This is a genomic window from Pseudomonas lundensis (assembly GCF_001042985.1).
Classification (GTDB): Bacteria; Pseudomonadota; Gammaproteobacteria; order Pseudomonadales; family Pseudomonadaceae; genus Aquipseudomonas; species Aquipseudomonas lundensis.
Genome location: NZ_JYKY01000007.1, coordinates 20,674 through 46,180 on the forward strand (window position 1 = coordinate 20,674; position 25,507 = coordinate 46,180).

22 protein-coding genes are annotated in these 25,507 nt (G+C 56.6%); 9 read left to right on the forward strand and 13 right to left on the reverse strand.

The genetic code is table 11. The features are described 5' to 3' along the window. Window positions 1-66 precede the first annotated feature (66 nt). The 6 genes from lpdA (at window position 67) to TU74_RS07775 (ending at window position 6,969) form a co-directional block, all read left to right on the forward strand. Entirely contained in the window at window positions 67-1,503 is a 1,437-nt protein-coding gene (gene lpdA, locus TU74_RS07750) for a dihydrolipoyl dehydrogenase (protein WP_047274268.1), read from the forward strand. Between the two features lie 226 nt (window positions 1,504-1,729). After that, window positions 1,730-2,896: an ADP-forming succinate--CoA ligase subunit beta gene (sucC, locus tag TU74_RS07755; RefSeq protein WP_047274270.1), complete on the forward strand. Its 1,167-nt coding sequence runs from the start codon at window positions 1,730-1,732 to the stop codon at window positions 2,894-2,896. After that, window positions 2,896-3,777: a succinate--CoA ligase subunit alpha gene (gene sucD / locus TU74_RS07760; RefSeq protein WP_016780174.1), complete on the forward strand. Its 882-nt coding sequence runs from the start codon at window positions 2,896-2,898 to the stop codon at window positions 3,775-3,777. Before sucC ends, sucD begins: the two co-directional genes overlap by 1 nt. A 587-nt stretch (window positions 3,778-4,364) precedes the next feature. Next, a complete protein-coding gene (gene brnQ / locus TU74_RS07765; protein WP_047274274.1) occupies window positions 4,365-5,678 on the forward strand; it encodes a branched-chain amino acid transport system II carrier protein in 1,314 nt (437 codons plus the stop codon). 152 nt (window positions 5,679-5,830) lie between these two features. Then, window positions 5,831-6,571 carry a DUF599 domain-containing protein gene (locus TU74_RS07770; RefSeq protein ID WP_047274276.1) on the forward strand — a complete coding sequence of 247 codons (741 nt, stop codon included), beginning with the start codon at window positions 5,831-5,833 and terminating at the stop codon, window positions 6,569-6,571. After that, entirely contained in the window at window positions 6,568-6,969 is a 402-nt protein-coding gene (locus tag TU74_RS07775; protein ID WP_048375845.1) for an MAPEG family protein, read from the forward strand. The genes TU74_RS07770 and TU74_RS07775 overlap by 4 nt, the downstream gene beginning before the upstream one ends. 67 nt (window positions 6,970-7,036) lie before the next feature. On the opposite strand, the gene TU74_RS07780 is transcribed toward TU74_RS07775, so the two are convergent. After that, window positions 7,037-7,315: a hypothetical protein gene (locus tag TU74_RS07780; protein WP_047274280.1), complete on the reverse strand. Its 279-nt coding sequence runs from the start codon at window positions 7,313-7,315 to the stop codon at window positions 7,037-7,039. Window positions 7,316-7,651: 336 nt separating this feature from the next. Here TU74_RS07780 and htpG point away from each other — a divergent pair, with 336 nt between their 5' ends. Next, on the forward strand, window positions 7,652-9,556 hold the full coding sequence (gene htpG / locus TU74_RS07785) for a molecular chaperone HtpG (RefSeq protein WP_047274282.1): 1,905 nt from the start codon (window positions 7,652-7,654) through the stop codon (window positions 9,554-9,556). A gap of 58 nt (window positions 9,557-9,614) precedes the next feature. Further along, window positions 9,615-10,343: a dienelactone hydrolase family protein gene (locus TU74_RS07790; RefSeq protein ID WP_047277737.1), complete on the forward strand. Its 729-nt coding sequence runs from the start codon at window positions 9,615-9,617 to the stop codon at window positions 10,341-10,343. Window positions 10,344-10,373: 30 nt separating this feature from the next. Here the strand turns inward: TU74_RS07790 and trhP are convergent, their stop codons facing one another. After that, complete coding sequence (gene trhP / locus TU74_RS07795; protein ID WP_048375846.1) at window positions 10,374-11,729, reverse strand: prephenate-dependent tRNA uridine(34) hydroxylase TrhP; 1,356 nt, start codon at window positions 11,727-11,729, stop codon at window positions 10,374-10,376. A 160-nt stretch (window positions 11,730-11,889) separates the two neighbouring features. On the opposite strand from trhP, the gene TU74_RS07800 reads away from it, so the two are divergent. Further along, window positions 11,890-12,972: an AI-2E family transporter gene (locus tag TU74_RS07800; RefSeq protein ID WP_047274288.1), complete on the forward strand. Its 1,083-nt coding sequence runs from the start codon at window positions 11,890-11,892 to the stop codon at window positions 12,970-12,972. On the opposite strand, the gene TU74_RS07805 is transcribed toward TU74_RS07800, so the two are convergent. The 11 genes from TU74_RS07805 to nuoI all read right to left on the reverse strand — a co-directional run bounded on the left by TU74_RS07805 (window position 12,969) and on the right by nuoI (window position 25,505). Then, the gene (locus TU74_RS07805) at window positions 12,969-15,086 is read right to left on the reverse strand and encodes a TonB-dependent receptor family protein (protein ID WP_048375850.1); all 2,118 of its coding nucleotides are present in this window, start codon (window positions 15,084-15,086) and stop codon (window positions 12,969-12,971) included. The genes TU74_RS07800 and TU74_RS07805 overlap by 4 nt on opposite strands. A gap of 85 nt (window positions 15,087-15,171) precedes the next feature. Further along, window positions 15,172-16,026: a class I SAM-dependent methyltransferase gene (locus TU74_RS07810; protein WP_157315143.1), complete on the reverse strand. Its 855-nt coding sequence runs from the start codon at window positions 16,024-16,026 to the stop codon at window positions 15,172-15,174. 106 nt (window positions 16,027-16,132) lie between these two features. Then, window positions 16,133-17,365 carry a YcaO-like family protein gene (locus TU74_RS23360; RefSeq protein WP_082149848.1) on the reverse strand — a complete coding sequence of 411 codons (1,233 nt, stop codon included), beginning with the start codon at window positions 17,363-17,365 and terminating at the stop codon, window positions 16,133-16,135. Window positions 17,366-17,417: 52 nt separating this feature from the next. After that, window positions 17,418-17,549 carry a hypothetical protein gene (locus TU74_RS24885; protein WP_257011166.1) on the reverse strand — a complete coding sequence of 44 codons (132 nt, stop codon included), beginning with the start codon at window positions 17,547-17,549 and terminating at the stop codon, window positions 17,418-17,420. Window positions 17,550-17,950: 401 nt separating this feature from the next. After that, complete coding sequence (locus TU74_RS07820) at window positions 17,951-18,802, reverse strand: alpha/beta fold hydrolase (RefSeq protein ID WP_048375855.1); 852 nt, start codon at window positions 18,800-18,802, stop codon at window positions 17,951-17,953. Window positions 18,803-19,235: 433 nt separating this feature from the next. Further along, window positions 19,236-20,705: an NADH-quinone oxidoreductase subunit NuoN gene (nuoN, locus tag TU74_RS07825; RefSeq protein WP_048375857.1), complete on the reverse strand. Its 1,470-nt coding sequence runs from the start codon at window positions 20,703-20,705 to the stop codon at window positions 19,236-19,238. Window positions 20,706-20,712: 7 nt separating this feature from the next. Beyond that, the gene (gene nuoM, locus TU74_RS07830; protein WP_048375862.1) at window positions 20,713-22,245 is read right to left on the reverse strand and encodes an NADH-quinone oxidoreductase subunit M; all 1,533 of its coding nucleotides are present in this window, start codon (window positions 22,243-22,245) and stop codon (window positions 20,713-20,715) included. 38 nt (window positions 22,246-22,283) lie between these two features. After that, a complete protein-coding gene (gene nuoL / locus TU74_RS07835; protein ID WP_048375864.1) occupies window positions 22,284-24,137 on the reverse strand; it encodes an NADH-quinone oxidoreductase subunit L in 1,854 nt (617 codons plus the stop codon). Further along, window positions 24,134-24,442 carry an NADH-quinone oxidoreductase subunit NuoK gene (gene nuoK / locus TU74_RS07840; protein WP_003446970.1) on the reverse strand — a complete coding sequence of 103 codons (309 nt, stop codon included), beginning with the start codon at window positions 24,440-24,442 and terminating at the stop codon, window positions 24,134-24,136. The genes nuoL and nuoK overlap by 4 nt, the downstream gene beginning before the upstream one ends. Window position 24,443: 1 nt before the next feature. After that, window positions 24,444-24,947, reverse strand: a complete 504-nt coding sequence (gene nuoJ, locus TU74_RS07845) for an NADH-quinone oxidoreductase subunit J (protein WP_047274300.1) — start codon at window positions 24,945-24,947, stop codon at window positions 24,444-24,446. A 9-nt stretch (window positions 24,948-24,956) separates the two neighbouring features. Then, complete coding sequence (gene nuoI, locus TU74_RS07850; protein ID WP_016780194.1) at window positions 24,957-25,505, reverse strand: NADH-quinone oxidoreductase subunit NuoI; 549 nt, start codon at window positions 25,503-25,505, stop codon at window positions 24,957-24,959. Window positions 25,506-25,507 lie beyond the last annotated feature (2 nt).

Consider the following 25,507-nt stretch of genomic DNA (forward strand, 5'->3'; position numbering starts at 1 on the left):
TTCGCGACCTGGCTTTGGCTTGCAGCTCGCGGCTTGAAGCTTGTCGCTAAAAGAGGATTCTTTTACATGTCTCAGAAATTTGACGTTGTAGTGATTGGTGCGGGCCCTGGTGGCTACGTTGCAGCCATCAAGGCCGCTCAACTGGGCCTTTCGACTGCTTGCATCGAAAAATACACCGACAAGGAAGGCAAACTGGCGCTGGGCGGTACCTGCCTCAACGTTGGCTGCATTCCATCCAAGGCGCTGCTGGACAGCTCCTGGAAGTACCACGAAGCCAAGGATGCATTCGCCATCCACGGCATCAGCACCGGTGAAGTGAAGATGGACGTGCCAGCGATGGTAGGCCGTAAGGCCAACATCGTTAAAGGTCTGACTTCCGGCGTTGCAACCCTGTTCAAGGCCAACGGTGTGACATCCCTGCAAGGTCACGGCAAATTGCTGGCCGGCAAGAAAGTTGAACTGACCAAGCCGGACGGCAGCGTAGAAATCATCGAAGCCGAGAACGTGATTCTGGCTTCGGGTTCGCGCCCGATCGACATTCCGCCAGCTCCAGTTGATAACAACGTCATCGTTGATTCGACCGGCGCCCTGGAATTCCAATCCGTACCCAAGCGTCTTGGCGTGATCGGTGCGGGTGTGATCGGTCTGGAGCTGGGTTCGGTATGGTCGCGTCTGGGTGCTCAGGTGACGGTTCTCGAAGCCCTGGATACTTTCCTGATGGCGGCTGACGCTGCTGTGTCCAAGGAAGCCTACAAAACCCTGACCAAGCAAGGTCTGGACATCAAACTGGGCGCCCGCGTTACCGGTTCCAAGGTTAACGGCGAAGAAGTCGTTGTGACCTACACCGACGCCAACGGCGAACAGACCATCACCTTCGACAAGCTGATCGTAGCGGTAGGCCGCCGTCCGGTGACCACCGAGCTGCTGGCAGCCGACAGCGGCGTGACCATTGACGAGCGCGGTTTCGTGTTTGTTGACGATCATTGCGCCACCAGCGTACCGGGCGTTTACGCCATTGGTGACGTAGTGCGCGGCATGATGCTGGCTCACAAGGCTTCCGAAGAAGGCATCATGGTTGTCGAGCGCATCAAAGGTCACAAGACCGAGATGAACTACGACCTGATTCCATCGGTTATTTACACTCACCCGGAGATCGCGTGGGTCGGTAAAACAGAACAGGCCTTGAAAGCTGAAGGCGTTGAAGTTAACGTCGGCACCTTCCCGTTCGCCGCCAGTGGCCGTGCCATGGCAGCAAACGACACCGGTGGCTTTGTAAAAGTCATTGCTGATGCCAAAACTGACCGCGTACTGGGCGTCCACGTGATTGGCCCGAGCGCAGCAGAGCTGGTACAGCAGGGCGCTATCGGTATGGAATTCGGCACCAGTGCCGAGGATCTGGGCATGATGGTTTTCTCCCATCCAACCCTGTCCGAAGCGTTGCACGAAGCAGCGCTGGCAGTGAATGGCGGCGCCATCCACATTGCCAACCGTAAGAAACGTTAAGACCAGACAATAAGAAACCACGGCGGTTTGCCCGTCGTGAGCCTTGCTCGCAAGCCTCACCGCGGAACTTCCGCCGGACGCAGTCTTGTCCCGTTTCAATCAGGCCCGACTCCGCCCACGCGGGTGTCGGGTTTGTTGAAACAGTGCAAGCAGCAGTCACAGGTGGTGCGGCACTAATAAAAGTGCAGCGCCGAATGCGCAGTACCTAACGAAGACGGTAAAAAGCATGAATCTTCACGAGTATCAGGGTAAGCAGCTGTTCGCTGAATACGGCCTGCCAGTATCCAAGGGTTATGCAGTAGACACCCCGGAAGCGGCCGCAGAAGCATGCGACAAAATCGGCGGGACCGAATGGGTTGTAAAAGCCCAGGTTCACGCAGGTGGTCGCGGTAAAGCGGGCGGTGTAAAGCTGGTTCGCAGCAAAGAAGACGCTAAAGCATTCGCACAACAGTGGTTGGGCAAGCGTCTGGTGACCTACCAGACTGACGCCAATGGTCAGCCGGTCACCAAGATCCTGGTTGAATCGTGCACTGATATCGCTAAAGAGCTGTACCTGGGCGCTGTCGTTGACCGTTCGAGCCGCCGTATCGTGTTCATGGCTTCCACCGAAGGTGGCGTGGACATCGAGAAAATCGCGCACGACACTCCTGAAAAAATTCTTAAAGCCACGATTGATCCACTGGTTGGCGCTCAGCCATTCCAGGGTCGTGAGCTGGCTTTCCAGCTGGGTCTGGAAGGCAAGCAGGTTTCCCAGTTCGCCAAGATCTTCGTAGGTCTGGCCAAACTGTTCCAGGACCACGATCTGGCCCTGCTGGAAGTGAACCCGCTGGTTATCAAGACTGACGGCGATCTGCACTGCCTCGATGCGAAAATCAACATCGACGCTAACGCCATGTACCGTCAGCCGAAGCTGAAAACTTTCCACGATCCGTCCCAGGACGATCCGCGCGAAGCGCACGCTGCCCAGTTCGAACTGAACTACGTAGCGCTGGAAGGCAACATTGGCTGCATGGTTAACGGCGCTGGCCTGGCCATGGGCACCATGGACATCGTCAACCTGCATGGCGGCAAGCCTGCCAACTTCCTCGACGTTGGCGGCGGTGCTACCAAAGAACGCGTGACTGAAGCGTTCAAGATCATTCTGTCCGACAGCAATGTTGCCGCAGTATTGGTCAACATCTTCGGCGGCATCGTTCGTTGCGACATGATTGCCGAAGGCATCATCGGTGCAGTGAAAGAAGTCGGCGTTAAAATCCCGGTGGTTGTGCGTCTTGAAGGCAACAACGCTGAACTGGGCGCTAAAGTACTGGCAGAAAGCGGCTTGAACATCATCGCTGCTACCAGCTTGACCGACGCTGCTCAACAAGTTGTCAAAGCTGCGGAGGGCAAGTAATGAGCGTCCTGATCAATAAAGACACCAAAGTTATCTGCCAAGGCATCACCGGTTCGCAGGGCAGCTTCCACACCCAGCAAGCCATTGAGTACGGCACCAAAATGGTCGGCGGTGTGACGCCGGGCAAAGGCGGCACCACTCACCTGGACCTGCCTGTTTTCAACACGGTAAAAGAAGCAGTAGCGGCGACTGGCGCAACAGCCAGCGTTATCTACGTACCGGCTCCGTTCTGCAAGGACTCCATCCTTGAAGCGGCGTTCGGTGGCATCAAGCTGATCGTGTGCATCACTGAAGGCATTCCTACCCTGGACATGCTGGACGCTAAAGTTAAGTGCGACGAGCTGGGCGTGACCCTGATCGGCCCTAACTGCCCAGGCGTGATCACGCCGGGCGAATGCAAAATCGGCATCATGCCAGGTCACATCCACTTGCCAGGCAAAGTAGGCATCGTGTCGCGTTCCGGCACCCTGACTTACGAAGCCGTCAAGCAGACCACTGACGCCGGTTTCGGTCAGTCGACCTGCGTGGGCATCGGTGGTGACCCGATTCCTGGCTCCAACTTCATCGACATCCTGAAGCTGTTCCAGGAAGACCCGAAGACCGAAGCGATCGTGATGATCGGTGAGATCGGCGGTTCGGCTGAAGAAGAAGCGGCAGCCTACATCAAGGCTAACGTGACCAAGCCGGTTGTTTCCTACATTGCTGGTGTGACTGCCCCTGCAGGCAAGCGCATGGGCCATGCGGGCGCAATCATCTCCGGCGGCAAGGGCACTGCAGACGAGAAGTTTGCTGCTCTGGAAGACGCAGGCGTTAAAACCGTGCGTTCGCTGGCAGACATCGGCAAGGCTCTGTCCGAGCTGACTGGCTGGGCTATCAAATAAGCCACGTGCTTGATTGAGTGCTACACCAGACAAAGGCCACCTTCGGGTGGCCTTTGTGCGTTCAGGCCCCGGTACTTTGAAAAACCCTGTGGCAGGGTCATTATTCAGACTCCAGGCTGTAATCTTCGCTGGGTCTGGTCGCTTCAGGTTTAGCTGCACAGGAATGCTACCTGCCAGGCATTGCGTTCGTTTGAGACGTTCAATAACGTCTTTGACGGGGCCAGCCCCCCTTGAAGCAGCGTCGTGCTGATCGCCATCAGCGACAAATCCCGTACAACCTGTTGCCGGACTCCCAGCCGTTTAGTGAATGGGTGCGTAGGTTGTTGTGTGCTGCCATGTAGGAAAAGCACACCAAGGCGAATTTCGATGTCATCAAAGCGACAACTGCATGCGTTCATCGGACAGAACGCCCTGCAACAGTGCGTTGCAGGAAAAAAATGGGTAATCTGACGGCCAATTCTGCGTTCGCATCCCACAAGGAAGCCACGCGCTAGACGGGTTGGACTTATACAGTTCGACAGCATTTCCCACATCCGCACGGGAAATTCCCCCTCTAAATTCCGATTCAGTAGTGTGGTATTTCCGTAATGAAAGTATTGAAAGGCCAGGACATCCTGGCACTTGGGTTTATGACGTTTGCCCTGTTCGTTGGGGCTGGCAATATCATTTTCCCGCCGATCGTTGGCCTGCAAGCCGGACCGAATGTCTGGATTGCGGCGTTGGGCTTTCTGATCACCGCTGTAGGCCTGCCAGTCATCACCGTTGTGGCGCTGGCGAAAGTCGGCGGTGGCATGGATGCGCTGAGCAGTCCGATCGGCAAAATCGCCGGTGGCTTGTTGGCCGCTGTTGCGTACCTGGCGGTGGGTCCGCTGTTCGCGACCCCACGTACGGCCACCGTATCGTTTGAAGTCGGTCTTGCGCCCCTGACCGGAGAAAGCCCGCTCGCGCTGTTCCTGTACAGCTCGGTGTACTTCCTTATCGTGTTTTTCGTTTCACTGTACCCAGGCCGTCTGCTGGACACCGTGGGGCGCTTTCTGGCGCCGCTGAAAATCATCGCGCTGGCGATCCTCGGTATCGCTGCATTTGCATTGCCGGCGGGCGACATTGGCGTGGCCACCCCGGAATACGTTGCAGCGCCGTTCTCCCAAGGGTTCATCAATGGTTACCTGACCATGGACACGCTGGGCGCCCTGGTATTCGGCATCGTGATCGTTAACGCCATCCGCTCCCGTGGCGTGGAATCGCCCAAGCTGATTACCCGCTATGCCATTATTGCGGGCCTGATTGCAGGCGTCGGTTTGGCACTGGTGTATGTCAGCCTGTTCCGTCTCGGCTCGGGCAGTCATGAAGTTGCCGCTGGCGCCACCAACGGCGCGGCGGTGCTGCACGCGTACGTTCAGCACACCTTCGGCTCGCTGGGCAGTGGCTTCCTTGCCGTGTTGATTGCACTGGCTTGCCTGGTGACAGCAGTGGGTCTGACCTGTGCCTGTGCCGAGTACTTCAGTACTGTTCTGCCACTGTCCTACAAGGCCCTGGTGGTCATACTGGCCTTGTTCTCGCTGGGCGTGTCCAACTTGGGCCTGACGCAGTTGATCGCGTTCTCCATCCCGTTGCTGACAGCGATCTACCCGCCGTGCATCGTGCTGGTGGCGCTGAGTTTCTGCAAAGGCCTGTGGCATGCTCAAGCCAGGATTGTAGGCCCGGTCATGCTGGTGTCGTTCATCTTCGGTTCCATTGACGCACTCAAAGGCGCTGGCATGGCGGGCTGGATTCCGACCCAACTGGTCAACATGCCGTTCAGTGAGCAAGGTCTGGCGTGGCTGGTGCCTTCGCTGGTCGTTCTGCTCGGGGCGGTGATTTGCGACCGCATGCTGGGCAAGCGTCACGAAGCCTTGGCGTGATTGTTCAGTCCGCCAAAAGCGGGCGATGAACCCATCAAAATGCCCTGTATCAATTTGATACAGGGCATTTTTTATGGGCGTGCCTTTTTGCTGGCCAAAGCGTCGAACGAACGTGCATAACTCTCACCTTCACGTGCGCTTCGGGAAACCCCATGTCGTTCATTCAGTCAAATTGGACTCATCTTTTAGCCGCTCTCTGGTTTGTCGTGTGCTGGGGTGGCTACACCCGCTATGCCACCTGGAAAGCGCGCGACACGGCTTGTCTGGCCAGTGTGCTGCACTTGTATCGAAAGGACTGGATGCGCCGCATGCTGTTGCGCGACAACCGCATTGCCGACGCTAGCGTGATCGGCAATCTGGAGCGTAATGCATCGTTTTTTGCTTCCAGCACGTTGATCATCCTGGCGGGTATTCTGACCGTGCTGGGTGCATCGGAGCGGGCAGTGTCCCTGTTGGCCGACATCCCGATGGTGCAACAAGCGTCGCAGGGCATGTCTGAAATCAAGTTGTTATGCCTGGCACTGGTGTTCGTCTATGCCTTTTTCACCTTTAGCTGGTGCATGCGCCAATACAACTTTGCCGCCATCCTTATTGGTTCGGCGCCCATGATTGGCGAGCGCGATGTGGCGGAACAAGAGCGCAAGGCGTTTGCATTGCGCGCCGCTAAAGTGATTTCGATGGCGGCCAACCAGTTCAACTTTGGCCTGCGTTCGTATTACTTCGGCATGACCATGCTGGCGTGGTTCGTCAGCCCGTGGTTATTCATGCTCATGAGTGCGGGTGTCGTCGTGGTTTTATACCGACGCGAGTTTCATTCCGACGTGTTGAGTGTCATGGTCTACACCCCGACTGAGGCGCTATTGCCTGAGCCAAACAAGGACGCAACCCCATGAGTATTCCGTTCTGGTGTGTGTTTATCAGCGCGTTGCTGATTTTTATTGCACGCATACCCGTAGCAAAAGCCATGAAAGAGCAGGGCGGTTATGACAACCAATTGCCCCGTGAACAACAGGCACGTTTGACCGGTTTGGGCGCGCGGGCACTGGCAGGGCATCAAAACAGTTTTGAAGCCTTCATGCTGTTTGCCGCCGCTGTATTGATGGCACACACCACCCAGACTCAGGGCTTTGTGATTGACACTTTGGCCATCGTTTTTGTCTGTGCGCGGAGTGTGTTTTTGCTGTGCTATTGGGCAGATCTGGCGTGGCAACGCTCCGTGGCCTGGGTGGTCGGAATGCTTTGCACGCTGTTGTTAATGTTGAGCCCGACGTTCAAGACACTGTTGTTCTGATCGGTCAAATTGCAGACAAAGTAAAGCCCGCATCAAGCGGGCTTTCTTTTGCAGCCAAGTAAAGGAATTACTTGGTAGCAGGAGCGGCTTCTGGAGCAGCCGGTGCAACTGGAGCAGCCGGAGCGGCTTCTTCAGCAGCAGCTTTGTTCGATTCAGCTTGAGCTTTAGCCGCTTCAGCGTTCTCTTTTGCTGCTTCGTTTACTTTGTCTTGTGCTTCATTCATTTTTTCTTGAGCTTGCTCGGAGTGTTGAGCAGCATCTTGTGCTTTGTCTTCGGATTTTTTGTCGCAAGCAGCGAGACCGAGGGAAGCAGCCAACATCAAGGCAACAGCGAAAGTCTTACGCATGGGGTGTTTCTCCTTATTGAGTATATCTACCGGCCGTTTGAGCACAGGCCGATAGCTTAAGTTCCTTGGGTGTGCAGATATATAAATGCACGCCGCGCGCGAATTCTACGCAGTCACCGGCGGACAAGCCAAGCAGATTAGTAATGGCCCGGTAATATCGTCGTAATGCCCTGTATAGAGGGGCTCGACACGGTGCAGCAACCGGCGAAAAGCAATGGGTCCGTTTTGATTCAAAACACAGGCCTTGAAATTTCGATGCCAGCCCCAACGTTCATGACATCCCGCCGCCAACCCTCTAGGGCGTGGCTCATGCCATCAAATTGGAGTTTTATAACAATGAGCGTGGAAACTCAAAAGGAAACCCTGGGCTTCCAGACCGAGGTCAAGCAACTGTTGCACCTCATGATCCATTCGCTGTATTCCAATAAGGAAATCTTCCTTCGCGAATTGATCTCGAACGCCTCCGACGCTGTCGACAAATTACGTTTTGAAGCGCTGTCCAAGCCAGAACTTCTGGAAGGCGGCGATGAACTTAAAATCCGTGTGAGCTTCGACAAGGACGCCAAGACCGTCACCCTCGAAGACAACGGTATCGGCATGAACCGTGACGACGTCATCACCCACTTGGGTACGATTGCCAAGTCCGGCACTGCCGATTTCATGAAAAACCTCTCGGGCGACCAAAAGAAAGATTCGCACTTGATCGGTCAATTCGGCGTGGGCTTCTACTCTGCTTTTATCGTCGCTGACAAAGTCGACGTGTTCAGTCGTCGTGCCGGTACACCTGCCAGCGAAGGCGTTCACTGGGCGTCCAAAGGCGAGGGCGAGTTTGAAGTTGCCACGATCGAAAAACCTGAGCGCGGCACCAAGATCGTTCTGCACCTGAAGTCCGGCGAAGAAGAATTCGCCGATGGCTGGCGCCTGCGCAACATCATTAAAAAGTACTCTGACCACATCGCCTTGCCGATCGAGCTGCCAAAAGAACAGGCCGCTGCAGAAGGCGAAGAAACGCCTGCGCTGGAATGGGAAACCGTTAACCGCGCCAGCGCCTTGTGGACCCGTCCTCGCACTGAAGTCAAGGACGAGGAATACCAAGAGTTCTACAAGCACATCGCCCATGACTTCGAAAATCCGCTGGCCTGGAGCCACAACAAGGTCGAAGGCAAGCTGGAATACAGCTCGTTGCTCTATGTGCCTGCCCGCGCTCCGTTTGACTTGTACCAGCGTGAAGCGCCTAAAGGCCTGAAGCTGTACGTACAGCGCGTATTCGTCATGGATCAGGCTGAGTCCTTCCTGCCGCTGTACCTGCGCTTCATCAAAGGCGTGGTCGACTCCAACGACCTGTCGTTGAACGTGTCGCGTGAAATCCTGCAAAAAGACCCGATCATCGACTCCATGAAGTCGGCGCTGACCAAGCGTGTCCTGGACATGCTGGAAAAACTGGCGAAGAACGAGCCCGAGAAATACCAGGGCTTCTGGAAAAACTTCGGTCAGGTGATGAAAGAAGGCCCGGCTGAAGATTTCGCCAACAAAGAAAAAATCGCCGGTCTGCTGCGCTTCGCGTCTACCCACGAGGAAGGCGGCGAGCAGACGGTTTCCCTGGCGCAATACCTTGAGCGTGCCAAAGAAGGCCAAGACAAGATCTACTACCTGACCGGTGAAACCTACGCTCAGGTCAAAAACAGCCCGCACCTGGAAGTCTTCCGCAAGAAAGGCATCGAAGTGCTGCTGTTGACCGACCGTATTGATGAGTGGCTGATGAGCTACCTCAGCGAATTCGACGGCAAAACCTTTGTTGACGTAGCCCGTGGCGACCTCGATCTGGGCAATCTGGACTCCGAAGAGGACAAGAAAGCCGCAGAAGAAGTGGCCAAGGCCAAAGAAGGTTTGGTAGAGCGCATCAAGACGGCCTTGGGCGACAGCGTCAGTGAAGTGCGTGTATCGCACCGTTTGACGGACTCCCCGGCCATTTTGGCCATTGGCGAGCAGGATCTTGGTTTGCAAATGCGTCAGATCCTTGAAGCCAGCGGTCAGAAAGTGCCGGATTCCAAGCCCATTTTCGAATTCAACCCGGCTCACCCGTTGATCGAAAAACTGGATGCGGAACAGAGTGAAGAGCGTTTCGGCGATCTGTCGCACATCTTGTTCGACCAGGCGGCACTCGCGGCAGGCGACAGCCTGAAAGATCCGGCGGCCTATGTCCGTCGACTCAATAAGTTGTTAGTTGAGTTGTCCGTGTAAGACGTCTATAAAAACCCGCTTCGGCGGGTTTTTTTTGTTTCAAATTCAGAGGTTTTCAATGGAATCAATAACGCTCCAATCGGTGATCTACCAAATTGATGGCCAGCCTTACGAGGGCCGTCTTGCCTATGATTCGAGCCGGGCGGATCCGTTGCCGGGGTTGCTGATGGCGCCCAATTGGATGGGTATCAGTACCGGGGCTGAAGAGATTGCCAAGTCCGTGGCCGAACAGGGCTACGTTGTACTGATTGCCGACTTGTATGGTCAGGGTGTCCGTCCTTCGAACGCTGACGAGGCGGGTGCGGCGATGATGCCACTGAAAAACGACCGTGCCTTGCTGCGTAAACGCATGTGGGCCGCTTACGATAACTTGCGTACCACCTCGTTTGCCAAGGTCGACAGCGCCAAACTCGCAACCTTCGGCTTTTGTTTCGGCGGCTGTTGCTCGCTGGAGCTGGCCCGTGGCGGAGCGCCGTTGAAAGCAGCGGTATCCTTCCACGGTACTCTGGATACCCCCAATCCTGTTGATGCCAACAGCATCAAGGGCGCCGTTCTGGTGCTGCACGGGGCGTCCGACCCCCTGGTGCCCCACGAGCAGCTCCCGGCCTTTGAAAACGAGATGAATGCAGCGGGCGTTGACTGGCAGTTGCTCAGCTATGGTGGCGCTGTGCACTCGTTCACAGATCCCCACGCCAACGTCCCGGGCAAGATGATGTACGACGCCAAAACGGCGAAGCGCGCTTTTATCGCGATGCATAACCTGCTGGATGAAGTGTTCAGGGATTGATCGCTTCACCCGCAGCAATGACGCTGGCTGTTACAGCGCTGTGTGTTTGATCGTCTCGCTGATGGTCAGGTCCCGCATCAGCAATGCATAGCCCAGGTCCACTTGATCGGGAATCGGCAGGTACACCGTGTGGCCATCACCGGGCGCAACCTCGATTGGCAAGTTGGCACTGCTGTGTAATTGATAAAGGTCAAAGTGGTAGTTGCCGCGCGGGGTCATCAGTTCCAGATGATCGCCCACGGCAAACCGGTTTTTAACCTTGACCTCGGCCATGCCGTTGCGCCGTTCCCCTGTCAGCTCGCCCACGAACTGCTGACGCTGGGACAGTGAACTGCCATGCAGGTAGTTCTGGTACTCGTCATGCACATGGCGACGCAGGAAGCCTTCGGTGTACCCGCGTTGCGCCAGAGACTCCAGGTCAGTCATCAGGCTGCGGTCAAAATCACGGCCTGCCACGGCGTCATCAATGGCTTTGCGGTATACCTGCGTGGCCCGGGCGCAGTAAAAGTGCGACTTGGTGCGGCCTTCGATTTTCAGCGAATGCACGCCCATGTGCGTCAGTCGGGACACGTGCTGAACGGCGCGCAGGTCCTTGGAGTTCATGATGTATGTGCCATGCTCGTCTTCAAACGCCGCCATGGGCTCTTCAGGACGATTGGCTTCATGCAACATAAACACCTGGTCGGTCGGCTGGCCTATGCCCAGGGTCGGCTCCACAGACGGGTCAACCACGTTGACGATATTGCCCAATTCATTCTCGGTGGCGGGCGCAGCTTCATACTTCCAGCGGCAAGCGTTGGTGCAACTGCCCTGATTGGCATCTCGCTTGTTCATGTAGCCGGACAACAGGCAGCGCCCCGAATAGGCCATGCACAGCGCGCCATGCACGAAAATCTCCAACTCCATGTCAGGCACTTGCTGACGAATCTCTTCGATTTCTTCCAGTGACAATTCGCGGGACAGGATGATTCGGCTCAGCCCCTGCTGGCGCCAGAATTCGACGCTCGCCCAGTTCACCGTATTGGCCTGCACCGACAGGTGGATCGGCATGTGTGGAAAGTGCGTGCGCACCAGCATGATCAGGCCCGGATCAGACATGATCAACGCATCCGGGGCCATCGCGATCACCGGTTCCAGGTCCTTGAGAAAGGTGCGCAGCTTGGCATTGTGCGGCGCGATATTGACCACGACGTAAAAGCGTTTGCCCTGGGCTTGCGCTTCTTTAATGCCGATGGCCAGGTTGTCGTGGTCGAATTCGTTATTGCGCACCCGCAAGCTGTAGCGCGGTTGGCCTGCGTACACGGCATCGGCGCCATAAGCGAAGGCGTAACGCATGTTCTTCAGGGTGCCGGCAGGGGCGAGGAGTTCGGGCGGTGCAAGGGACATAGTCGAGCCATTCGCAAAGGGCGCGATGTTAATCGAGCTTAAACAGTGGAATGTTGATCTGGATCTATGCTTTATGCAGCAACGATGGCACTTGGCAGACGCTTTGCGGACTAAGCAGGCGCTAACCGACGAATGTGCGCCTTACTGACATGGACGGCCTATGAACGAAACAAGCCTGCAACGCAAAACCCTGCTGTTATTGTTGGCCTTGGTCACAATTGCTTTCATCTGGATTCTGTTGCCGTTCTACGGCGCGATTTTCTGGGCCGTCGCACTGGGGATTCTGTTCGCCCCCTTGCAACGTAAATTACTGCTCAAGCTCAAGGGGCAACGCAACCTGGCGACCTTCGCCACCTTGGGCATATGTACCGTGATCGCCATTTTGCCGGTCATCGTCACCACCGCCCTGCTGGTGCAGGAAGTGGCGATGCTCTACAACGACGTGCAAAGCGGCAAGATCAACGTCGCAAGCTACGTCATGCAGTTCAAAGACATCTTGCCGATGAATGTTCAGAATTGGCTGGACCGCTTTGGCCTGGGCAATATCGCCGGTTTGAGTGAAAAAGTGTCTAAGGGTGCGCTGGAAGGCAGCCAGTTCTTTGCCACGCAGGTCTTCAGTTTTGGCCAGAGTACCTTCGAGTTGGTGGTGAGCTTTTTCATCATGTTGTACCTGCTGTATTTCTTTATCCGTGATGGCCAGCAGATGGTGCGCAGCATTCGTAATGCGGTGCCGCTGGCTGAGCAACAGAAGCGTTTGCTGCAGCTCAAACTGCGTCGCGTGGTGCGGGCGTCGGTCAAGGGCAACCTGGCAGTCGCTATCACACAGGGTGCCTTGGGCGGGCTGATGTTTTGGTTCCTGGGCATCCACAGTTCGTTGTTCTGGGCGGTGTTGATGATGTTTCTGTCGCTGCTGCCCGCCGTCGGCGCCGGTATTGTCTGGGCCCCGGTGGCCATCTACTTTCTGGTGACGGGCCAGGTGTGGGAGGGCGTGGTTCTGGCGCTGTATGGGGTGTTGGTGATCGGCATGGTGGATAACGTACTGCGCCCGATTCTGGTGGGCAAAGACACCAAAATGCCGGACTTCCTGATCCTGATCTCCACCTTGGGCGGCATGGCCATTTTTGGTCTCAATGGCTTTGTGATCGGGCCGTTGATCGCAGCCCTTTTTCTCTCCAGCTGGGGACTGTTCAGCGGAACGCGTCGCAAAGTCCGACTGCCCGCTGACATTCAGCCACGCGACTAGCGGAAGTTGTAAGACACCCCGACGTAGGCGCCCATGCCTTCGCCGGGGGTTGAGCGCGCAGCGTCCTTGCCCATATCGTCATAACCGGGCGTGACCGTTGCGGCGTAGCGCTGGCGGGTCAGGTTGCGCAGGTCGAGCCAGGTTTGCCAGTCTTTCTTGGGTGAGGCATACCCGAATGTGGCGCCCCACAGCCTGTACGAAGAGGTGTAATACGAGTTGGCGTAATCCACGGCCATGGGTGAAGCCACCTGCGTGTTGACACCCGCGTAGAACCCGCGCGGATGGTTGTAGCGAAGCTCGGCCTGATAGTAATGGCGGGGAATGCCGGGCAGCGCGTTACTGCCAAAACGATCGTCGTTGCGGTAGTGGAAGTCACTGAATGTGTAGGCCTGTCGCAAAGAGACGTTGCCAATCCCGTCTTTCTCCCACAACAGACTGTTGAGCCCGGCTTCAATCCCTTGATGAACAGTGGGGCTGGCGTTGGATTCACCCACAATCGGTGCTTGAGTGGCGGTTGCAGCCTGAGTTTCGACGCTGAGTAACTCGTGGCGAATGGCCGAGTAGTACCAGGCGAGATCCCATTGGCCGAGCCATGAGTCGCCGCGAGTCCCCAACTCAAGAGTCGTGGCTGTTTGATTGCGTAAGGCAACAGGTGTGCTTTGACGGCCGGTGGCAGGGCCATTCCCGACGGGGAAAGTGATGGGCGAGCCCCAGATCATTGACCATGGGTGAGGCGGCTCGACGGAGCGACTCACATTGCCATACACCTGTAACTGGGGACTGAATTCATAACGCAGGCCGATACGTGGCGCGTAGTCCCAATCATGTTGGCTGACCTTGCCGCCGCTCTCGGGGTAGCTCATCTCGCTTTCACGACGGGTATAGATCAGCGCCATGCCTGTGGTGAGCCATACATCGGGTATCAGTTCCAGATCGTTGCTGGCGTGCAGCACGGTGTCCGAGCCTTGGTAGCTGAAGTCACGCATCTTTGTACCCGGAGGGTACGCTGCGGTGTTGCCCGCCGGTATCCGCACATACTCCGAAGCCCCGCTATTGGGCAGGTGCTTGGTACTGCGCAAGCCCACGGTGGTGTTGCTTTGCTGTCCGAACAGCGTGTCACGACGCTTGTAGTTCAAGGTGCCGCTCACATCGGTGTAGGCGACTTTCAGCCGGTTAGGGCCTTCACGCAGGTCCATCGGGTAGTCGTGATACACCATCGCAGCTTCAAGTTGCGAATTGTCGTCCAGGTACATCGTCGTCTTGTTGGCGAACCACGTACTGCCGGGTTGTGGACGGCTGTAATCTCCGGCGACATAGACCGGGTTGGCCGAGCGGGGATGATGCTTGATCTGATCTTTAGTGACCCGGCCTGCCAGTTGGTTATCAGTCTCGCGATAACGCAAATAAAAGCGCGTCTCCAATTGCGGGCTGAAACGATAACCGATGTTCGCCGCCATACCTTTGCTGCTGCCACGGGTATGGTCTTGATAACCGTTGGTATCGGAGTCATTCAGGGAAATGTAGTAATCAAGATCGCCCAGTACTTGCCCCGAACTGATCTGGCGCTTTTGATAGCCGTAACTGCCTGCCTCATACCGCACTTGCAGCGGGGCGGCGTCGTAGCCGGTATGGGTGACGTAGTTGATCGAGCCGCCCAGAGCCAGTGCCCCTGCGTCAAAACCATTGGCGCCGCGCAGGACTTCGGCGCGGCTGAGCCATAACGGTTCAAACAACTCATAAGGTGTGCCACCGGGACCGGTCAGCGGCAACCCGTCGAACATCACGTACAAACCTGAACCGTGCGCGCCGGGTACCCGATTGAGGCCAGAGCCGCGCACCGAAACCTTGGCACCGTCATTGCCCGCTGACTGCGCATAGACGCCGGGCTGGTACGCGAGCACGTCGGTATTGCTGCCTGTTCGGCCGGTTTCAACCGTGTTCAGGTCAATCACATTGCTGGCGCCGGGCACTTCGTTCATCCGGGCTCGGGCCAAGTCCAACTCGCTGCTTTCTTCACTGCGAACCTGAACTTCCCCCAGCTCAAGTGGCCCTGCGAAGGAGGGCGATGCACAGGCAAGGGCCAAAGGCAGTAGCGGATAACAGAGAGAACGCATGAATGACAGGTCCAGGAGTGGTCGGGCGGCGCGCAAGCCTATACAAGGCAAGAATCGCTCGCAACCAGCACTTGGGGCTGAGGGTTTAATCAGTTGGTGATTGCAGCACATAGCATTCAAACAACTCCAGTTGGCCCGGCCGCGCGGCCAGGGAGGACATGAGGTTCAAGCCCAATACGCCCGCCCAATACCCCATATTGGGTAGCACCGGGGTATGGCCGAACACGATTGCCATCGCCCCCGGCTTCAATTGCCCCAAAAGCAGCACCAGCAGGTGTTGGGCTTGATCGCGACTCATCACCTCGGCGTTGAGAAAGCGCAGAAACATAACATCGCATTCTGCCGCCGGCTCCAGCGTTGCTTGCGCCGCACGATGGTGAAATTCCAGATTGGGTAATCGATGACGGGCGCGAGCCTGGTCGATCATGCTTGATGAGCAATCGGCCCCCGTGCAACGGGTATGGGGCAGGGCGCGGGCAATGGACGCCATGAACGCACCGGTGGAACACGCCGGGTCGAGGAGTTGAGCACCGGGCGTGAGTCGCGATTGCAGCAGGGCGATGCAATGCTCTCGAAAGTGCTGTTCATCCCTGTCCAGTGTATGGGCCAGTGCTTCGCTGAAGCGCCAGTGCTCCTCGCGCATGACGTGTTCCTGTGCGCGGTTATCGAGGACAGGGTAGGGGAAGTAGAGCGCGCTGTCCGTCAGGTTGGATGCCAGGAGAAAGCGCTGAGTTTTTTCTTGCTCGCACGCCGTAATGAACTGCACGGTGATGCCATCGTTCTCATAAACAACACGGGTAAAACGTCCCAGCAACATGGACGGCTGGATCAGGCTAGACAGGTGCTGTCTGCCTTCGAAGGCGGTTGTAAGTGTTTTACGGCCCACCCAAAGGGTGTCCTTGATAGTGAGCATGAACAGGTTGTTAAGCCCGGGACCCACGGGTTCTGTCCACGACGTGTGTTGGTGGGGCTTAATGCAGCAGATCTCACGGATCTGCTGCTGGACGTGCTGCTCTTGGTGGACGCTCAGGCCATGATTCATAAGGTCACCCGTAACACTCATTGAGTGCCTGTCCGCGGGCTTGCGGGATGACAACGTTACCGGTGCTTACGATATAAAAACGTTCAAGCCCCGGAATCACCACATTGGCCAACGTGGTACCGCTGTCGGTTTGATAGAGGATGCTGATCCCCAGTTCGCGGTTGTGGCTGCGCACGTTATGGGCAATGACGCGAATCTGTTCGTCCAGCGTGCGGTGTTCGCAGTCCGCCGGTAGCGTCACACATTGCTGACGGGACTTGCTCATCAGGCCGTCTATATCCAGATGTAAACAACGCTGGAGCCGGGGGAACGGTGCCAAGTGACGCCATTGCCGTTCCAGGTGTCGGGCAGTGTCGGCACGGGTTGCGCTCAAACGCAATTGCACCAGTTCGGTCAGGGCGCGTTCGGCAGCATGGGGGGCGCTTAATGAAGTACCACAACCGAAAAGGCCAATAGGCCGGTTATCGCCAAGGCTGAAGGCGAGGTAGGTGTTAACGCAAAACTCACTGCTGATGTCGAGTAGAACCACGTCTGCATCCAACTCTGATTCAACGTCCTGCCAGAGTGTGGCCAGTGGATGGGGAGGTTGCGGACGCTGCACCCGGCGTAGAGGCCGGTCTTGTTGATAATAAAAATGTCTGAGCAGGAAAAGTGAAAGTGCATCGCGCTCCAGGCATTCATTAATGGCGTGCAGTGCTGCTTCGTTGTAGGTGGCGCCAATGGCGATGCCGCTGTTGCTGAAGTAACGCCGAATACCGGCGTAGTCGAAGGTGTCCCCGGCCAACGGCCTGGCGCTGTACGCGGGCAAGCTGAAGGCGACCGGGTAGTAGAAGGTCGAAGTGTCGAGGGGGCTGTGGTATTGGCGGCTGGCGATGTGCGCTTCAGTGTGTTGAATGACGCAATCCAGAAGACTGTCGTCGTGAAAGAACCCGTCGCGCGCGTAACGGTTCGCAGGGCGCATCTCAATCCCCGCGTGCATTTCATGGTGTTCGCTCAGGTAGTGTTCCAGCGCCTCGAAATAGGCCCCTACCAAGGCGCTGTCAGCATAGCCTTTTCCGGAACCGGCTCCCTTGGGCGCCGTGTGTGCGTCAGTCAGCGTGACGCGGGTATTCACGACGCGTTTCCCGAGCGTGTGAGCCGAGCCGACAAGCCCGAGGCAGGCCAGTTCTTGAAGCACTCGGGCATAGGCCTCGGCTAATGAAAGCTCACGTTCGTGCGCAATAATCGAGTGAGTCATAAGACATTCCGATTTAAGGAGGGGACGTCACAAACGTCCCCTCTTTGAAGTATCAGTCTGCGGTGAGTTCTTCTTTCTCAGCGTCGGTCAGTTCAAGTTGTTCCAGATGTTGCTGCTCGGTCTGTGAATCAAGCGTTTCTGTATCTGGCAGCGCTTGGGTGTTCATTGCCATGTAGTAGCCCATATCGAAAACCTTTTCTTATTGGATGGTTGGTTTGAATTGGCTTTGACTGTCAAAGCACACGTTGAATTTAGTGGTGCCTGTTATTTCATGTCAATGAACGTTATTTTCAAAATTTTAGTTGAGGGCAATGTTTGGGTATATGTTTATAGTTGCTCGGCGCTGTTCAATATATCGTCGCTGTGCTGTTACGCAGCACACAGTTTAGCGTGCTGCTTCAGGCCGATAGGAAAAAGGCAATTGAGTTGGAGTGCAAGGTGGCGCGTGTAAGATGTTTAGAGTTGAACTTCAAATAGGGTACTTGCGCCGCGTAGAAAATCTTCTGGCGTGTGTAGTGGTTTTTATTGATTTAAGAAAAAGAGGATGAATTCAACTTCATTAGTCAGTATTTTCTTACACGAGCCTCAAGGATTCAGTGTTTCGCGAATTTTACTGAGTAAGGTTGGCTCAAGCGCATTGTGGCCAGCCCTCACCTGTACGACTGAGGCGCGAGACCGTTTCCGAAGCCAGTCAAGGCTGGCCATACCGCACGTATCGTCGATGCCCTGAATCAGGGTCATCCTCGGACTCATCCTGAGGAGCATGTCGGCAGGGGTGAAAAAGTAGTGATTGAGGTGGTAATGCAGTTCGAGGCGGATGGAGGCAATGGCTGAGTGATCCACAAAGGCGTTCAGTTGCTCATCAGTCATGGACTCTCCCAGATGCGCTTTGCTCCAGTACATTGCCGCCGCCTGACGGGCTTGCGGGGTGCCGGTGCATAACGTGTTGTAGGTTCGCTGAAGGGTCAGTCCTGCCTCGGGTAAACGTTCAAGGGTCTGCTGAAGTATCCGGTCATAGGTATCGAAAACCTCATCGACAGGTACAAATACGGAGGCGGCAATGCCGCGTCTTACCCGATGCTTAAAACGGTGCTGGTATTTCAACGCCAGCCAACTGCCCCACGACACTCCGAGCAGGCTGATGCGCTCAAAACCGAAATAGTGCCGCAGATCGTCTATGTCTTGAACCACTGCATCAGTGTTGTTGTTTGTTAACTCGCCTTGGGGAGTGGAGCGTCCGCAGCCTCGCTGATCAAATAAAATAACGTCAAAATGATTAAGGTCGAAGAACAGCAGATGCTTGTTGTTGCAGTAACCGCCTGGCCCGCCATGAAGAAAGAAGATGGGCTCGCCTCGGGGGGTTCCATGTCGCTCCCAATATAATTGATGACCGTCGCTCGTCGAATAATGACCGCTATGTTCAATGGCGGGATGCATAAAGTATTCCTGTATGTGTAAACGTGAAGTGCAAGGGTGAGTTCAGGTAAGTGGTTGAACGTGAAAGTGAAAGGCTGATGAATTTATGAGGGGCGACAATGACTGTCAATGCGTCGTTGATCAGGGTTCTGTTGGGTATGTTTTATAAGCTGTAAACGTAAGAGGGTGTGTTCATATGCAATGTTTTAAATAGGTAAAGAATGTTTGATTCATGTGTTTAAGTTAGGCGTGAGTTCACAGTTAAACCGTGTGACAGGCGTTATCAGCGAATGGGTAGAAGGCTTAAATAAATGACCATTTTTACTGTCAGTCGTCGGTGGGTCGATGTGGATTTCTTAGGCTCCTGCGCGGCGTGGGGTGTGATAACGCGCAGACAAAAAAATACCCCGTGAAAGCCAGGCTTTCACGGGGTAGTGGGGCGAGCGAAGGGTGTTTAGCCCAGCAAGCCCAGTGTTGCGCGTTGCACCAGTTCCAGCATCGGCTGAGGGTAAACGCCCAGCACGAACACCAGTATCGACACCGCCAGCAGCATGACGCCGCCTGCCTTCTGCTCCCAGTTCAACGGGGCATCGTGGCGATGCAGTTTTGGCTCAACCAGGTACAGGGTGACCATCACACGCAGGTAGTAGAACACGCCGATGGCGCTGCCCAGGATCAGGGAAGCCACCAACCACCATTGCTGCGCCTGAACACCGGTAGCAATGATGTAGAACTTGCCGATGAAGCCTGCGGTGAGCGGAATACCGGCCAGCGACAACATCATCACGGTCAGCACGGCAGTCATGTACGGACGGCGCCAGAACAGGCCGCGGTATTCATACAGGGCATCCGCGTCACGCCCTTTGTAAGGCGAGGACATCAACGTGATCACACCGAATGCACCCAGGCTGGTGAGCACGTAGGTGATCAGGTAAACGCCGATGGCTTCCATGGCCATGCCTTTGCTCGCAACCAGAGCGATCAGCAGGTAGCCGAAGTGAGCGATCGACGAATAACCCAGCAGACGCTTGAGGTTGGTTTGCGTCAGCGCCAGCAAGTTACCAAACAGGATCGAGGCGATCGCGATCACGGTCAGTACATCGCTCATCACACCGGTGGTGGCCGCCGGGGAGATCTGGAACAACCGCACCATCACTGCGAAGACAGCGACCTTGGAGGCGGTGGCCAGGAATGCAGCCACAGGAGCTGGCGCCCCTTCGTACACGTCTGGTGTCCAAAGATGGAAAGGAACCAGCGACAGCTTGAACGCCAGACCGACCAGCATCATGCCCAAACCCAGCTGGGCAATGGCGCTCGGAGCGCCAGTGGCGGCCAGTGCGTGACCAATACCGTTGAAGCTCAGGCTACCGGCTTCGGCATACAACAAGGCCATGCCGAACAACAGGAACGCAGAACCGGCCGCCGACAGCACCATGTATTTGATGCCGGCTTCCAGTGAGCGCTTGTTGAAAAAGGCATAAGCCACGAGCCCGTAAACAGGCACCGAAAGCAGTTCCAGACCGATGAACAGGCCAGCCAGGTGTTGCGCGCTGACCAGTACCAGACCGCCCGACGCTGCCAGCAGCATCAACAGGTAAAGTTCTTCGCGGTTGCCCGGGTAACCGGTGCCGCCTTCACCCAGATAAGCGTGCGCAAGTGTTACGCAGGCCAGGGTCGCGACCAGAATCAGCCCGATGTACAAGTAGGCAAAGTTGTCCAGCATCAACAGCGGAGTGACCGCCAGTGGAGCGACTTTCAACGCCGGGAAGATCGACAGCAATGCCAGGTTAAGACCCGCCACCGAAAGCAGGAAGGTCTGTGAGTGGTTGCGGCGCCACGCGATTGCCAGCATCACCACAACGAGGGTGATGCTGGTAATCAACAGTGGAGCAAGCGCGATAAAGTGTTGGATCGTGAATTCCATAGCGCTCTTACCGGGCCGAAGCGAGTTGAGTGAAGGCGGTGCCGAGCCATTGCTGCACGCCATTCATGGTCGCAGCAGAGGTGTCGAGGAACGGTTGCGGGTACACGCCGATGAAAATCAGCAGAACCGCCAGACCGAGCACCATGATCATTTCACGTGCATCCATGCCGGCCAGTACGGCTTCGGACTTGGAAGGGCCGAAGTAGGCGCGGTGAATCATGATCAACGAGTAGACCGAACCAAACACCAGGCCGGTCGTTGCAATCGCCGTGACCCAAGGGAAGCTGGCGAACGAGCCCATCAGGATCAGGAACTCGCCAACGAAGTTACCGGTGCCCGGCAAGCCCAGCGACGCCGCGGCAAAGAACAGGCTAATGGCTGGCAGGTAAGCGATCTTCGACCACAAACCACCCATTTCACGCATGTCACGGGTGTGCAGGCGCTCGTACAACTGACCGCTGAGGATAAACAGCGCCGCCGCTGATACACCGTGCGCCAGCATCTGGATCACCGCGCCCTGCAGAGCCAGCAGACTGCCGGAGTAAATCCCGATCAGTACGAAGCCCATGTGCGAAACACTGGAAAAAGCGATCAGACGCTTGATATCGGTTTGTGCGAAGGCGAGGAATGCGCCGTAGAAAATCCCGACCAAGCCCAGTGTCATGGCAATCGGCGCGAATTCGGCCGAAGCATTCGGGAAGAGCGGCAGGGCGAAACGCAGCAGGCCGTACGCAGCGGTTTTCAGCAAGATACCGGCCAGGTCGACCGAGCCCGCGGTAGGCGCTTGTGCGTGAGCATCCGGCAACCAGGAGTGGAACGGCACGACCGGCAGTTTCACGGCAAATGCAATGAAGAAGCCGAGCATCAGGATGTACTCGGTGGTGAGCGACATCTTGGTTTTCAGCAACTCGGCATAGCTGAAGGTCAGCACGCCGGTTTCATTGAAGTTGACCAGCACCAGACCCAGGATCGCCACCAGCATGATCAGGCCGGAAGCCTGGGTGAAGATGAAGAACTTGGTCGCTGCGTAAATACGGGTTTTCTTGCCGTCCGATGAACTGTGACCCCAGAGCGCGATGAGGAAGTACATCGGCACCAGCATCATTTCCCAGAAGAAGAAGAACATGAACAGGTCGATGGCGAGGAATACGCCGACCACACCGCCCAGGATCCACATCAGGTTCAAGTGGAAGAAGCCCACGTGACGCTGGATTTCTTTCCAGGAACACAAGACCGACAGCACACCCAGCAAGCCGGTGAGCAAGATCATCAGCAGGGACAGGCCGTCCAGTGCCAGATGCACGCTGATGCCGAAACGTTCGATCCAGACGTGCTTGAATTCAAGCGCCCAGACCGGGTCGGCACCCGGGTTAGGGGCCAGGTGGTAATCCCCGTGCGCCCACAGCCAAAGGCCGAGCGCAAGTTCGAGGGACATGGTCAGCAACGCAATCCAGCGTGGCAGGGTGGCGCCGAAGCGCTCACCCAGCCAGCACAACAGGCCGCCGATAAAGGGGATCAGGATTAGCCAAGGCAGAATCATGACGGGCTCAATTCCTTTCGCAATGTCGAAGGTTCATATCAGACCGCTACCAGTACGATGGCGCCCATGACCAGTACAGCACCGGCAGCCATGGAAGCAGCGTACCAACGCAGTTGACCGGTTTCGCTGCGGCTCAGGGCGTTGTGCCCGGCCTTGGCCATCTTCGGGACCAGGCCGATGGTCTGGTCCAGAGGGTCCTTGCGCAGCAGGCGGCAGATCAACAGGTACGGTTTGACGAACAGTTTGTCGTACAGCCAGTCGAAGCCCCACGCGGCGAACCACCAGGCCGACAGGAAACGACCGATGCCGCTGTTGGCTACAGCCGTCACGAAACGACGTTTGCCCAGGTAAAGCAGGGCGGCCAGCAGGATACCGGCCAATGCGATGGCGCCCGAGGCGATTTCAAGGCTGTGCTTGGCTTCGCCGCCGGCATGGCCAACGCTTTGTGGCAGTACGCCCGCCAGTGGAGGCGTGATCATTGCGCCGATAAAAGTCGACAGGACGATCAGCACACTCAGTGGCAACCAGTACGAAACACCATGGCCCGCGTGGGCTTCAGTCTTGGCTTCACCGTGGAAGGTGATGAAGATCAGGCGGAAGGTGTACAGCGAGGTCATGAACGCACCTACCAGACCGGCGTACAGCAACTCGTTGTTACCGCTGGCGAAGGCTTCCCAAAGAATTTCGTCCTTGGAGTAGAAGCCTGCGGTCAGCAGAGGCAAGGCCGACAAGGCCGCGCCGCCGACGATGAAGCTGATGTAAGCCAGTGGCAGTTTTTTCCACAGGCCGCCCATCTTGAAGATGTTCTGCTCGTGGTGGCAGGCGACAATCACCGCACCGGAAGCAAGGAACAGCAGTGCCTTGAAGAAGGCGTGGGTCATCAGGTGGAAAATCGCACCATCCCATGCGCCGACGCCCAAGGCCAGGAACATGTAGCCGATCTGGCTCATGGTGGAGTAGGCGAGGATACGTTTGATGTCGGTTTGCACCAGTGCCGCAAAGCCGGCCAGTACCAGTGTCACGCCGCCCACGATGCCCACCAGATGCAGGACTTCAGGCGCCAGGGTGAACAGGCCGTGGGTACGAGCGATCAGGTAAACACCGGCGGTCACCATGGTGGCGGCGTGGATCAGTGCCGAGACGGGCGTCGGGCCTGCCATGGCGTCTGCCAACCAGGTTTGCAGAGGCAATTGCGCCGATTTACCGACCGCGCCGCCCAGCAGCATCAGGGTCGCCAGCACGATCCAGAAATCACCGGTCTGGAACTTCAGCGGTGCCTGAACCAACAGCTCCTGAATGTTCAACGTGCCCAACTGCTGGAACAAAATGAACAGGCCGATGGCCATGAACACGTCGCCGATGCGGGTCACGATGAAGGCTTTGAGTGCGGCGTTACCGTTGTTGCGGTTGCTGTAGTAGAACCCGATCAACAGGTAGGAGCACAGGCCCACGCCTTCCCAGCCGAAGTACACGAACAACAGGTTATCGGCCAGGATCAGGAACAGCATGCTGGCGATAAACAGGTTGGTGTAGGCGAAGAAGCGCGAGTAGCCGTCTTCACCGCGCATGTACCAGGAGGCAAACACGTGGATCAGGAAGCCGACGCCGACCACCACGCCGAGCATGGTGACTGACAGGCCGTCCAGGTACAGGGCGAAGTTCGGTTTGAACTCGCCCACTGCCATCCATTGCCACAGCACTTGCGTGTAGTGACCGCCTTCAGGCGGCGCAACGTTGAATTGCCAGATCACGTACGCGGCCACCAGCGCCGACAGGCCGATGGAGCCAACACCGATCAGGGCCGAGAGGTTTTCGCTGAAGCGTCCACGGGAGAACGACAGCAGCAAAAAGCCGATCAGGGGGAATACGAAAGTCAGAAAGAGAAGGTTCATCCGCGCATCTCACTGGCAGCATCGATATCAAGCGTGTGGAAGCGGCGATACAGCTGCAGCAGGATCGCCAGGCCAATACTGGCCTCGGCGGCTGCCAGGGTGATCACCAGAATGAACATCACTTGTCCATCCGGCTGCGCCCAGCGTGCACCGGCAACGATGAACGCCAGGGCAGCCGCGTTCATCATGATTTCCAGACTCATCAATACGAAGAGAATGTTACGGCGAACCATCAGTCCAACCAGACCGAGGCAGAACAGGACACCTGCTACTGCAAGGCCATGTTCCAAAGGTATTCCAGGCATCTTATTGCTCCTTCGCCTCGTTGCGGCCCAAGTGGAACGCCGTCACCGCTGCTGCAAGCAACAGCATCGAGGCGAGTTCGACCACCAGCAGATACGGGCCGAACAGGCTTATGCCGACGGCTTTTGCATCAATGGTGGTTTGACCGATGGCTGCGCCGCTCTGCTGTGCAAACAGCACGTACAGCAATTCGGCCAACAGGATGGCGGACAGAATGCTCGGTCCGATCCAAATGCCGGGTTTGAGCCAGTGGCGCTCCTGCGTCACCGAGGCCGGGCCTTGGTTGAGCATCATCACCACAAACACGAACAGCACCATGATGGCGCCAGCGTAGGCGATCACTTCGAGAACGCCCGCAAACGGCGCGCCGAGGCTGAAGAAGGTCATCGCCACGGCAATCAGCGAAATAATCAGGTAGAGCAGGGCGTGCACAGGGTTGGTGTTGGTGATCACGCGCAGCGTGGACACGACAGCGACACCCGATGCGAAATAGAAAGCGAATTCCATCGTTCTTCCTTAAGGCAGCAAGCTCTTCACGTTGATCGGCTCGGCTTCGTTCTGAGCAGCGCCTTTCGGCTTGCCCTCAACGGCCATACCCGCAACACGATAGAAGTTGTAATCAGGGTTCTTGCCGGGGCCGGAGATCAGCAGATCTTCTTTCTCGTACACCAGATCCTGACGTTTGAACTCGGCCATCTCGAAATCCGGCGTGAGCTGGATGGCGGTGGTCGGGCAGGCTTCCTCACACAGGCCGCAGAAAATGCAGCGTGAGAAGTTGATGCGGAAAAACTCCGGATACCAGCGGCCATCCTCGGTTTCGGCTTTTTGCAGCGAGATGCAGCCCACCGGGCACGCCACGGCGCACAGGTTACAGGCAACACAACGCTCTTCGCCGTCCGGGTCGCGGGTCAGGACAATCCGGCCACGGTAACGCGGTGGCAGGTAGACCGGTTCTTCCGGGTATTGCAGCGTGTCACGCTTGCGGAAGGCATGGCCAAACACCATCACCAGGCTGCGAAGCTGGGTGTAGGTGCCATGCACGATGTCAAACAAGTACTTGAACATGG

Bases quoted from the DNA above. Each gene is read 5' to 3' on its own strand.
- lpdA (WP_047274268.1), top strand. From the start codon at position 67: ATGTCTCAGAAATTTGACGTTGTAGTGATTGGTGCGGGCCCTGGTGGC.
- sucC (WP_047274270.1), top strand. From the start codon at position 1,730: ATGAATCTTCACGAGTATCAGGGTAAGCAGCTGTTCGCTGAATACGGC.
- sucD (WP_016780174.1), top strand. From the start codon at position 2,896: ATGAGCGTCCTGATCAATAAAGACACCAAAGTTATCTGCCAAGGCATC.
- brnQ (WP_047274274.1), top strand. From the start codon at position 4,365: ATGAAAGTATTGAAAGGCCAGGACATCCTGGCACTTGGGTTTATGACG.
- TU74_RS07770 (WP_047274276.1), top strand. From the start codon at position 5,831: ATGTCGTTCATTCAGTCAAATTGGACTCATCTTTTAGCCGCTCTCTGG.
- TU74_RS07775 (WP_048375845.1), top strand. From the start codon at position 6,568: ATGAGTATTCCGTTCTGGTGTGTGTTTATCAGCGCGTTGCTGATTTTT.
- TU74_RS07780 (WP_047274280.1), bottom strand. From the start codon at position 7,315: ATGCGTAAGACTTTCGCTGTTGCCTTGATGTTGGCTGCTTCCCTCGGT.
- htpG (WP_047274282.1), top strand. From the start codon at position 7,652: ATGAGCGTGGAAACTCAAAAGGAAACCCTGGGCTTCCAGACCGAGGTC.
- TU74_RS07790 (WP_047277737.1), top strand. From the start codon at position 9,615: ATGGAATCAATAACGCTCCAATCGGTGATCTACCAAATTGATGGCCAG.
- trhP (WP_048375846.1), bottom strand. From the start codon at position 11,729: ATGTCCCTTGCACCGCCCGAACTCCTCGCCCCTGCCGGCACCCTGAAG.
- TU74_RS07800 (WP_047274288.1), top strand. From the start codon at position 11,890: ATGAACGAAACAAGCCTGCAACGCAAAACCCTGCTGTTATTGTTGGCC.
- TU74_RS07805 (WP_048375850.1), bottom strand. From the start codon at position 15,086: ATGCGTTCTCTCTGTTATCCGCTACTGCCTTTGGCCCTTGCCTGTGCA.
- TU74_RS23360 (WP_082149848.1), bottom strand. From the start codon at position 17,365: ATGACTCACTCGATTATTGCGCACGAACGTGAGCTTTCATTAGCCGAG.
- TU74_RS24885 (WP_257011166.1), bottom strand. From the start codon at position 17,549: ATGGGCTACTACATGGCAATGAACACCCAAGCGCTGCCAGATACAGAA.
- TU74_RS07820 (WP_048375855.1), bottom strand. From the start codon at position 18,802: ATGCATCCCGCCATTGAACATAGCGGTCATTATTCGACGAGCGACGGT.
- nuoN (WP_048375857.1), bottom strand. From the start codon at position 20,705: ATGGAATTCACGATCCAACACTTTATCGCGCTTGCTCCACTGTTGATT.
- nuoM (WP_048375862.1), bottom strand. From the start codon at position 22,245: ATGATTCTGCCTTGGCTAATCCTGATCCCCTTTATCGGCGGCCTGTTG.
- nuoL (WP_048375864.1), bottom strand. From the start codon at position 24,137: ATGAACCTTCTCTTTCTGACTTTCGTATTCCCCCTGATCGGCTTTTTG.
- nuoK (WP_003446970.1), bottom strand. From the start codon at position 24,442: ATGCCTGGAATACCTTTGGAACATGGCCTTGCAGTAGCAGGTGTCCTG.
- nuoJ (WP_047274300.1), bottom strand. From the start codon at position 24,947: ATGGAATTCGCTTTCTATTTCGCATCGGGTGTCGCTGTCGTGTCCACG.
- nuoI (WP_016780194.1), bottom strand. From the start codon at position 25,505: ATGTTCAAGTACTTGTTTGACATCGTGCATGGCACCTACACCCAGCTT.